We start from the raw sequence: 8,538 nt of genomic DNA on the forward strand, positions 1-8,538 counted from the left end.
CGAAATGGCCTCCAGCGCAATCAATACTAGGGCATACAGCTATGAAAATAATAGCAAATCAATTTCAACCAGCAGGACCCTCTGGTTCGGCCTGCCCGGCAATCCCGTCGCTGTGATGGTGGCCTTCCTGGCGTTCGTGCGGCCTGCGCTGCTGCGCGCCATGGGCTGCACCCGCGCAGCCCCGCCGCTGCTGCGTGCGGTCAGCACCGAGCCCCTGCGCAAGAAGGCTGGCCGCACCGAATACCAGCGCGGCATCGTCAGCACCGCGCCGGATGGATCGCTGCAGGTGCGCACCACCGGCCACCAGGGCTCGGGGGTGCTCCATTCGATGGTGCAGGCCAACGGCCTCATCGTGCTGCACGCGCCCCGGGGGCCGGTGGCCGCAGGGGAGACCGTGGACGTGATGATGTTCGATGGCGCGCTGTGAACCGCCTGCCAGTCCGGTCCCACAGCCTGGCGGCGCATGCGCCGGACGCGGTGCCTGCGGGCACAGGCCTATGCTGAAAGACAGGTTCCCCCGCCAACCCAGGCCCTGCCCACAACCACATGACAAGGACCCCATCGCCATGACCTATTGCGCCCGCCACCTCGAACAGCCCCCCGCCCGCGAAGATGTGGACCGCCTGGCCGGTGCCACGGTGCTGGAGTTCGGAACGCCCTGGTGCGGCCACTGCCAGGGGGCGCAGCCGCTCATCCAGGCCGCGCTGGAGGGCCGGGACGATGTGGCCCACGTCAAGGTCGAGGACGGACCCGGCCAGCGACTGGGCCGCAGCTTCGGCGTGAAGCTCTGGCCGACCCTCGTCTTCCTGCGCGACGGCAGGGAGGTGGACCGCGTGGTGCGGCCCCAGGGACCGGAGCCGCTGCAGGCGGGCCTGCAGGCGATCGCGCCCGGGGCCTGACGGACGCAGGCTTTTCGGACGCGGGCCTCGACGGCGGCCTCAGCCGCGCCCGAGCGCCTTGTCCACCCCTTTGTTGGCCAGGGCATCGGCACGCTCGTTGCCCGGGTCGCCCGCATGGCCCTTCACCCAGCGCCAATCGATCACATGGCCGCCCTGGGCCACCAGATCGTCCAGCCGCTTCCACAGCTCCACGTTCTTGACCGGCTGGCCAGCGGCCGTGCGCCAGCCCTTTTTCTTCCAGCCCTGGATCCATTCGGTGATGCCCTTGCGCACGTACTGGCTGTCCAGGAACAGCGTCACCTCGCACGGCCGCTTGAGCGCGCCCAGGGCCTCGATCACCGCGAGCAGCTCCATGCGGTTGTTCGTCGTGCCCAGCTCCCCCCCGAACAATTCCTTTTCCAGCGCGCCCGAACGCAGCACCACCCCCCAGCCGCCAGGGCCCGGATTGCCTTTGCAAGCCCCGTCGGTATAGATCACAACCTGATTCAAAAACGTTACTCCCGTCCATCCACATGAAAGGCCGGCCCGCCATCGCGGACCGTGCCGCGATTGGCCACCGGCACCGGCGCCGCAGCGCCCTTGGGCGCGCGGCGCCAGGGCGCGCCCAGCAGCCGCACGCCGTGCACGCGCTTGACCGCCACCACCACATAGGCGGCCCCGAGTATCGGCCACCAGCGGGCCCCCAGTCCGTCCATCCAGTCGAAACGCTCCAGCCAGGGTGCGCTGCGCACCGCCGGCCGGTAGCAGCCGAAGCTGACCGATTCGACCTCGAAATTGAGCAGCCGCAGCCAGTCGCGCAGCCGCCAGTGGCCGATGAACTCGCCCACGTCGGGCAGGTACAGCCGCCCGCCCGCACCCAGGCGCTGGTACAGCCGCGCCCGGCGCTGGCGCAGGCCCCACAGGCTCACGGGGTTCAGCCCGCTGATGACCACCCGCCCCTCGGGCACCAGCACGCGCTGCACCTCGCGCAGCGCGGCATGGGGGTCGATGCTGAGTTCCAGCGCGTGCGGCAGCAGCACCAGATCGAGGCTGTTCTCCGAGAAAGGCAGGGCCACCGGATCGGCCAGCAGGGCGGGCTCGCCCGGTTCTCCGCCCCCCAGGGCCCCGGCCGCGTGCCAGCCGGCCGCCTCGTCGGTCCACAGCAGGGTTTCTTCGGCGCCCAGCGCCAGCCAGCGGTGGGGCATGCGGTTGGCGCGCAGCCCCTGCAAACCCGGCATTCCGAGCTGCAGGGCGTGGTAGCCGAAGATGTCGGCCACCAGCTCGTCATAGCGTTCCTGCTCCCACGCCAGCAGGTATCGGCCGGGGGAAGAGTCGAACCAGTGGTGCAAACCTATAATTTCATCGCTCATGAACTTGCTGCCGCTGCCCGCCTTTACCGACAACTACATCTGGATGCTGCACGACGCGCAGGCTGCGGTCGTGGTCGATCCGGGAGAAGCGGGCCCGGTGTTGCAGGCATTGCAAACCCTGGACCTGCCATTGCAGGCGATTCTAGTCACGCACCACCACGCCGATCATGTCGGCGGCGTGCCGGCGCTGCGCGAGGCCACTGGCGCCCGCGTCTTCGGCCCCGCACACGAAACCGTGTCCGAGCCCATCGCCCGCCTGGTGCAGGGCGACACGGCCGAGGTGCTGGGCCTGCGCTTTCAGGTCTTCGACGTGCCCGGCCACACGGCGGGGCACATCGCCTATTACGCCCCCGATGTGAACGGTACCCCCGTGCTGTTCTGCGGGGACACCCTCTTTTCCGGCGGCTGCGGCCGGCTGTTCGAAGGCACGCCCGCGCAGATGCAGGCGTCGCTCGACACCCTGGCCGCGCTGCCAGGCGACACCCGTGTGTGCTGCGCACACGAGTACACGCTGTCCAACCTGAAGTTCGCCCGGGCGGTGGAGCCCGGCAACGGGGCGTTGCGGCAGTACACCCGCGACTGCGAGGCGCTGCGGCAGCAGGGCCGGCCCACGCTGCCCTCGCGCCTGGCCACCGAGCGCGACATCAACCCTTTCCTGCGCACGCGGCAACCCACGGTGGCCCAGGCCGCCCGGGCCTTCGATGCGCAGGTCGATCCCCAAGATGCAGTGGCCGTTCTCGCGGCGCTGCGCCAATGGAAAAACGAGTTTCAATGAAAATTTTGCACATCCTGGGCCTGGCAAGCGTGGTCTGGCTCACCGGCTGCGCCACGCAAGGCACCCCGCCCGGAAGCACCGCGAGCAAGGACGGTTCTTCGCCGGCCACCACCGACACCTCGTCTTCGTCCTCCCACACGCCCCTGATCCCCTCCGGGCCGCTGCAGCCGATCTCGGCCGTGCAGGCCAGCAACGGCGAGGTGGCATCGCTCTACGCGCCCTCCGACCTGTGGGACCGCATCCGCCGCGGTTTCGCCATGCCCGACCTGGACCAGGACCTCGTGCGCGACCGCGAGCAGTGGTATGCCACGCGCCCCGACTACATGCAGCGCATGACCGAGCGCTCGAGCAAATACCTGTTCCACATCGTCGAAGAGCTCGAGCTGCGGGGCATGCCCACCGAACTGGCCCTGCTGCCCTACATCGAGAGCGCCTTCAATCCGCAGGCCGTCTCCAGCGCCAAGGCCGCCGGCATGTGGCAGTTCATGCCGGCCACCGGCAGCGACTACCAGCTCAAGCAGAACGCCTTCCGCGACGACCGCCGCGACGTGCTGGCCTCCACGCGCGCCGCACTCGATTACCTGCAGCGCCTGTATGGCATGTTCGGCGACTGGCACCTGGCATTGGCCGCCTACAACTGGGGCGAAGGCAGCGTGAGCCGGGCCATCGCCCGCAACCAGAAGCTGGGCCTGGGCACCAGCTACACCGAACTCACCATGCCGGCCGAAACCCGCATGTACGTGCCCAAGCTGCAGGCGGTGAAGAACATCGTCGCCAACCCGCAGGCGTTTCGCACCGAACTGCCGCTGATCGAAAACCACCCCTACTTCCAGACGGTGGACATCACGCACGATATCGATGTCTCGCTGGTGGCCAGCCTGGCCGGGGTGCGCGAAGAGGACTTCCGCGCACTCAACCCCTCGCTGCACCGCCCCGTGATCCTGGCCGCGGGCATGCCGCAGATCCTGCTGCCCTGGGACAACGCCAAGGTGTTCCTCAAGAACCTGGAAGCCCACCGCGAAGGCCAGTACGCCAGCTGGACGGTGTGGAGCGTGCCCACCACCATGACGGTGGCAACCGCTGCCCAACGCGTCGGCATGAGCGAGAACGACCTGCGCAACGTGAACCGCATTCCGCCGCGCATGATGATCAAGGCGGGTTCGGCCCTGATGGTGCCCCGTGCCACGACCACGCGCCAGGACGTGTCCAGCCAGGTGGCAGACAACGGGCAGGTTGCTTTCACGCCGGAAATCGTCACGCGCCGCACCACGGTGCGCGCTGGCAAGCGCGACTCGGTCGCCAGCATCGCCAACCGCTACAAGGTGAGCGCCGCCAATGTGGCCGAATGGAACGACGTCAAGGCCAACGCCGCCTTCAAGGCCGGCCAGCAGGTCGTGATGTACCTGCCGGTGAAGCTGGCCGCCACCTCGTCCGCGCGCCCGGCGATCAAGCAGACCTCCACGCGAGGCGCCAAGGCCCCTGCGGCCCCCACCCGCAAGGGTGGAACGCCCTCGCGCAAGAAGCGCTGAGCGGCAGCCAGGCCGAATCAAGGCATCGCCCTGAAGAGGCTGGCCGTCCAGCGCGTGTGCGGGGCGGCCCGGCAAGCTTGCGCTTCAGAGGCGCAGGTTGTGCATGCCGACCAAGCCCAGCACGCCCATCACGATGAGGTACAGGGCCACGATGTAGTTGAGCAGGCGGGGCATGACCAGGATCAGGATGCCTGCGATCAGGGAAACGAGGGGGCCGATACTGAGGTTCAGCGACATGGAAAGATCCTTGTTGGAGTGATGGAATGAAGGAGCGCAACCGTTGCGTTGCAGCGCCGCGGTGAGACCGACGCCGGCGCGCCCTCGACTCTATCGCCACGCCCTTGCCGCCGTGTGTCGGACAGTTCAGCCAAAGTGCCGGCCGGCGCAAGCAGGCACCGCAGGGACCTGCCCCTCAGGCATTGAACTTCTGCTTGGCCTTGCGCGCGAATTCGTTCGTGAATGTGCGCCCCAGATCGATCTTGAGCGGCGCCAGTTCGGATCGCAGGCGGGCCACCACCCGCGCCGCGTTGGCCGGGCCGTCATCGGGCATGAGGCCGTCGGGCGAGAAGGTGTCCCGCACCTTGTGGAATGCCGCCAGATAAGCCCCCCGCTCGCCCAGCAGGTACCCGGACGGCACGGCGCGCACCAAGTCGGCCGGGCTGGCTGTCTGCAGCCATTTGAGGGCATGGACCATGGCATTGGCCAGGGCCTGCGAGCGGGCCGGCTGCTTTTGCACAAACGACTGCGGCGCATAGAGGCTGGCGGCCGGCATGGTGCCGCCGAACAGCTCCTGTGACCCTTTGAGCGAGCGCGTGTCGCACAGCACCCGCACCTCGGCGCGCTGCTCCAGCGCGCTGACGATCGGATCGGCATGGCACAGCGCATGCACCCGCCCCTGTCGCAGCGCGGCCACCGCCCCCAGGGCGGAGCCCACGCCGACAAAGGACACCTCGTCCAGCGGCGCGCCATCCCGCGACAGCATCAACTGCGCCACATGGTGGGTGGAAGACCCCAGGGCCGACACGCCCACGCGCATGCCCTTGAAGCGGCTCACGCTCTTGACGGGCCATGCCCGTGTCGATGCCGCCAGGGCCAGTTGCGGCGCCCGCCCCTGCAGCACGATGGCGCAGTAGCTGCGGCCCTGCAGTTGCTGACGCAGCACGTGGTCGTACGCGCCCGAGCACACATCGGCCTCGCCGTCCTGCAACGCCTGCAAGGCCAGGGCGCCGCCCGGGTAGTCCTGAACCACCACGTGCAGACCCTCGGCCCGAAAGAAGCCCAGCTCCTGAGCGATGGTCAGCGGCAGGTGGTACAGCAGCCCCGAGCCTCCGACCGCCACCCGCAGCGGACCGGTCCCAGCCTTGAACGGCGACGGCACCGCCAAGGCATCCGCGCCCGCCCAGGCCGCCATCGAGAGGGCGGACAACGTACCGAAGTGGCGGCGGCGGATGCGAGGAAAATCCATGGGGAAAAGCGAATTCAAGAAAATGCTGCAGTGCAGCAATCGTGCCACCTGCGCGCAGCCGCCCCGTCAGGGCAATCCCTGAGGGACAGGCACGGAAAGTCGGGTTAATGGATGGATGCCAGGGCGATCCAGGCGGTGGATTGCCGCGGTACCACCGCGGCGCCGCCTCAGCGGTAGCCGATGAAGAGAATGGCGATGTTGACCACCAGCGCCCCGAGCCACACGGCACTGCGGGCGGTGGGCAGGTCAGACACGTACATCATCACGTAGAAGACGCGCAGCATCACGAAGAGGAACGCCAGGATATCGAGCAGCGTCTGCCCGGCCCCCAGTTGGTGCGCGATCACCACCGCACCGATGAAGAACGGCAGCGCTTCGAAGGTGTTGGACTGTGCGGCCAGGGCACGGGCGCGCCAGTCGGTCTGCCGGGAGGCCCATCCACGCGGATCGCGGTTGTCCGACACCTGGAAGCTGCCGCGCTTGGCGATCAGGGCGCACCCCGTGGGCAGCAGCGCCATCAGCAGCACGCACCAGTAGGCGACGGTGAAATGCGCCACATGCAGGGAATTCATGGTTCAAGCCTTTTCGTGCTCCAGCGCCATTGAACATTGCGCTGGCAGCTATCAATTTTATAGTGTCAGCGGCGATCGACCAGCGCATGCGCGATGGTGCCCAGGTCCACGTATTCCAGTTCGCTGCCCACCGGAACACCGCGGGCCAGCCGGGTGACGTGCAGCCCCCGGCTCTTGAGTGCCTCGCTGATGACATAGGCCGTGGCCTCGCCCTCGGCCGTGAAATTGGTGGCCAGAATCACCTCCTGCACCACGCCATCGGTGGCCCGCTCCATGAGCTTTTGCAGCCCGATGTCCTTCGGCCCCACTCCGTCCAGTGGCGACAGCCGCCCCATGAGCACGAAGTACAGCCCGCGAAACGCCGCCGTGCGCTCCAGCGCGGCCTGATCGGCCGGGGTTTCCACCACGGCCAGCCGGCTGGCATCGCGTTCCGGGTCCAGGCAGGTGTCGCACACCGCGGCTTCGGTGAAGGTGTGGCAGCGTTCGCAGTGGTGCACCGACACTGTCGCTTCATGGAGCGCCCGCGACAGCACCTCGGCGCCTTCGCGGTCGTGCTGCAGCAGATGGAAGGCCATGCGCTGTGCCGACTTCACGCCCACGCCCGGCAGGCGGCGCAGCGCCTGGACCAGGGCATCGAGGGAATTGGTGTCGGACATGCAAGGCGCCGTTCAAGAATCAAAGAGACATGCCCGCGAAAGGCAATGAAAGGGTGCGGCGCGCCCGGCGGCCGCCACCTGGATCAGAAAGGGAATTTCATCCCGGGAGGCAGCCCTGGCATGCCAGCGGTCAGCTTGCCCATCTTTTCCTGCGAGGTTTCTTCTGCCTTGCGCACCGCCGCATTGAAGGCGGCCGCCACCAGGTCTTCGAGCATGTCCTTGTCATCGGCCAGCAGGCTGGGGTCGATGGTCACGCGCTTGACGTCGTGCTTGCAGGTCATGAGCACCTTCACCAGGCCCGCGCCGGATTCGCCTTCCACTTCGATGTTGCCGAGTTCGTCCTGGGCCTTCTTCAGGTTGTCCTGCATGGCCTGGGCCTGCTTCATGAGGCCGGCGAGTTGTCCCTTGTTGAACATGTGAATTTTCCTTTTCTGATGGGAATGAAGGGGAGGCTTGAATGGAATGAATGAATCAGCGAATCGTCTGGAGGATGGCAACGCCTGCCGTCATGCCGGCTTGATGCTGCCCGGCACGATCTTGGCGCCGAAGTCCCGCACCAGCGTCTGCACGTACGGGTCGTTGTGCACGATCTCCTCGGCCACGCGCTGGCGCTCTGCCGCGGCGGCCGCATTGCGCCGGGCCGGGCTGTCGATGACCACGCCCAGTTCGACGCTGATCTGGGTCGCATGGCCCGCGGCCTCCAGCGCCGCCCGCAGGCGCTCGCGCGCCACGGGCTGGTTGAGCGATTCGCGCTCCACGCGCAGCAGCCAGTGTCCGGCGTCACGTGCCACCAATTGGGACTGCAGGGCCAATTCCCGCACCAGCGCCGCAATGGCCTCGGCAGCCACGAGTTGCTGCACGGTGGCGTGCCAGACATCGCCCTCTTCCGTGGCCGTGTAGCGGGCGGATGCGGGAAGGGAGCCCGTCGGCGCGAGCGGCTGCAGGCGCGCGCCCGGCTCGGGAGCGGTGCGCACGGGGATCGCCATGTATTCGGGCGCCGACGGCGCCGACGCCACTGGTCGTTGCGCTGGCACAGGGGCTGGAGAGGCCGCGCGGCGGAAATCATCGGGCGAATGGACGGGTAGCCGCACCGGCGAGGCTGCCGGCTGGGGCTCACCGGGAGGGGGCTGCACCGGCGTGCCGGCGTCTTCCCACGCGGGCGTGGAATCGGGCGCAGGCACCGGCAGGGCTGCGACGGATGGTTCCGGCTCGGCAACGGGGGCGCCGGTGGTCTGCGTGGGCATCGGCTCGGCAGGCACGGTCGCTGCTGGCGCCCCCGCATCGCGCGCCGGA

At 68.2% G+C, this 8,538-nt stretch carries 11 protein-coding genes and 1 pseudogene; 4 read left to right on the forward strand and 8 right to left on the reverse strand.

The genetic code is table 11. The features are described from left to right. Positions 1-427, forward strand: a pseudogene (locus AC27IO_RS17520) (molybdopterin molybdenumtransferase MoeA); the annotation flags it as partial. 139 nt (positions 428-566) lie between these two features. Beyond that, the gene (locus tag AC27IO_RS17525) at positions 567-899 is read left to right on the forward strand and encodes a thioredoxin family protein (protein WP_498739915.1); all 333 of its coding nucleotides are present in this window, start codon (positions 567-569) and stop codon (positions 897-899) included. Between the two features lie 39 nt (positions 900-938). On the opposite strand, the gene rnhA is transcribed toward AC27IO_RS17525, so the two are convergent. Beyond that, positions 939-1,388: a ribonuclease HI gene (gene rnhA, locus AC27IO_RS17530; protein ID WP_284400891.1), complete on the reverse strand. Its 450-nt coding sequence runs from the start codon at positions 1,386-1,388 to the stop codon at positions 939-941. Between the two features lie 5 nt (positions 1,389-1,393). Then, positions 1,394-2,248 (reverse strand): class I SAM-dependent methyltransferase, encoded by an 855-nt coding sequence (locus AC27IO_RS17535; protein ID WP_284403833.1) that lies wholly within the window; start codon positions 2,246-2,248, stop codon positions 1,394-1,396. On the opposite strand from AC27IO_RS17535, the gene gloB reads away from it, so the two are divergent. Both gloB and AC27IO_RS17545 read left to right on the forward strand, forming a co-directional pair. Continuing rightward, a complete protein-coding gene (gloB, locus tag AC27IO_RS17540; protein WP_487114548.1) occupies positions 2,247-3,023 on the forward strand; it encodes a hydroxyacylglutathione hydrolase in 777 nt (258 codons plus the stop codon). The two genes, AC27IO_RS17535 and gloB, sit on opposite strands and share 2 nt — an antisense overlap. Beyond that, complete coding sequence (locus AC27IO_RS17545; RefSeq protein WP_487114546.1) at positions 3,020-4,552, forward strand: transglycosylase SLT domain-containing protein; 1,533 nt, start codon at positions 3,020-3,022, stop codon at positions 4,550-4,552. The genes gloB and AC27IO_RS17545 overlap by 4 nt, the downstream gene beginning before the upstream one ends. Positions 4,553-4,636: 84 nt before the next feature. Here the strand turns inward: AC27IO_RS17545 and AC27IO_RS17550 are convergent, their stop codons facing one another. The 6 genes from AC27IO_RS17550 to AC27IO_RS17575 form a co-directional block, all read right to left on the reverse strand. Further along, positions 4,637-4,789 (reverse strand): DUF3096 domain-containing protein, encoded by a 153-nt coding sequence (locus AC27IO_RS17550; protein WP_272547845.1) that lies wholly within the window; start codon positions 4,787-4,789, stop codon positions 4,637-4,639. A gap of 175 nt (positions 4,790-4,964) precedes the next feature. Beyond that, complete coding sequence (locus AC27IO_RS17555) at positions 4,965-6,017, reverse strand: ABC transporter substrate-binding protein (protein ID WP_284428531.1); 1,053 nt, start codon at positions 6,015-6,017, stop codon at positions 4,965-4,967. A gap of 167 nt (positions 6,018-6,184) precedes the next feature. Further along, entirely contained in the window at positions 6,185-6,589 is a 405-nt protein-coding gene (locus tag AC27IO_RS17560) for an MAPEG family protein (RefSeq protein ID WP_487090130.1), read from the reverse strand. Positions 6,590-6,654: 65 nt separating this feature from the next. Further along, positions 6,655-7,245, reverse strand: a complete 591-nt coding sequence (gene recR, locus AC27IO_RS17565) for a recombination mediator RecR (RefSeq protein WP_284400952.1) — start codon at positions 7,243-7,245, stop codon at positions 6,655-6,657. An 83-nt stretch (positions 7,246-7,328) separates the two neighbouring features. After that, entirely contained in the window at positions 7,329-7,661 is a 333-nt protein-coding gene (locus AC27IO_RS17570; RefSeq protein WP_272568985.1) for a YbaB/EbfC family nucleoid-associated protein, read from the reverse strand. Positions 7,662-7,751: 90 nt separating this feature from the next. Next, a partial coding sequence (locus AC27IO_RS17575) for a DNA polymerase III subunit gamma/tau C-terminal domain-containing protein (protein WP_498739919.1) occupies positions 7,752-8,538 on the reverse strand: 787 nt, incomplete at its 5' end.

The organism is Acidovorax sp. KNOB132 (assembly GCF_057541515.1).

What these genes read in the sequence shown, in the direction of transcription:
- AC27IO_RS17525 (WP_498739915.1), top strand. Translation starts at nt 567, where the DNA reads ATGACCTATTGCGCCCGCCACCTCGAACAGCCCCCCGCCCGCGAAGAT.
- gloB (WP_487114548.1), top strand. Translation starts at nt 2,247, where the DNA reads ATGAACTTGCTGCCGCTGCCCGCCTTTACCGACAACTACATCTGGATG.
- AC27IO_RS17535 (WP_284403833.1), bottom strand. Translation starts at nt 2,248, where the DNA reads ATGAGCGATGAAATTATAGGTTTGCACCACTGGTTCGACTCTTCCCCC.
- AC27IO_RS17545 (WP_487114546.1), top strand. Translation starts at nt 3,020, where the DNA reads ATGAAAATTTTGCACATCCTGGGCCTGGCAAGCGTGGTCTGGCTCACC.
- AC27IO_RS17550 (WP_272547845.1), bottom strand. Translation starts at nt 4,789, where the DNA reads ATGTCGCTGAACCTCAGTATCGGCCCCCTCGTTTCCCTGATCGCAGGC.
- AC27IO_RS17555 (WP_284428531.1), bottom strand. Translation starts at nt 6,017, where the DNA reads ATGGATTTTCCTCGCATCCGCCGCCGCCACTTCGGTACGTTGTCCGCC.
- AC27IO_RS17560 (WP_487090130.1), bottom strand. Translation starts at nt 6,589, where the DNA reads ATGAATTCCCTGCATGTGGCGCATTTCACCGTCGCCTACTGGTGCGTG.
- recR (WP_284400952.1), bottom strand. Translation starts at nt 7,245, where the DNA reads ATGTCCGACACCAATTCCCTCGATGCCCTGGTCCAGGCGCTGCGCCGC.
- AC27IO_RS17570 (WP_272568985.1), bottom strand. Translation starts at nt 7,661, where the DNA reads ATGTTCAACAAGGGACAACTCGCCGGCCTCATGAAGCAGGCCCAGGCC.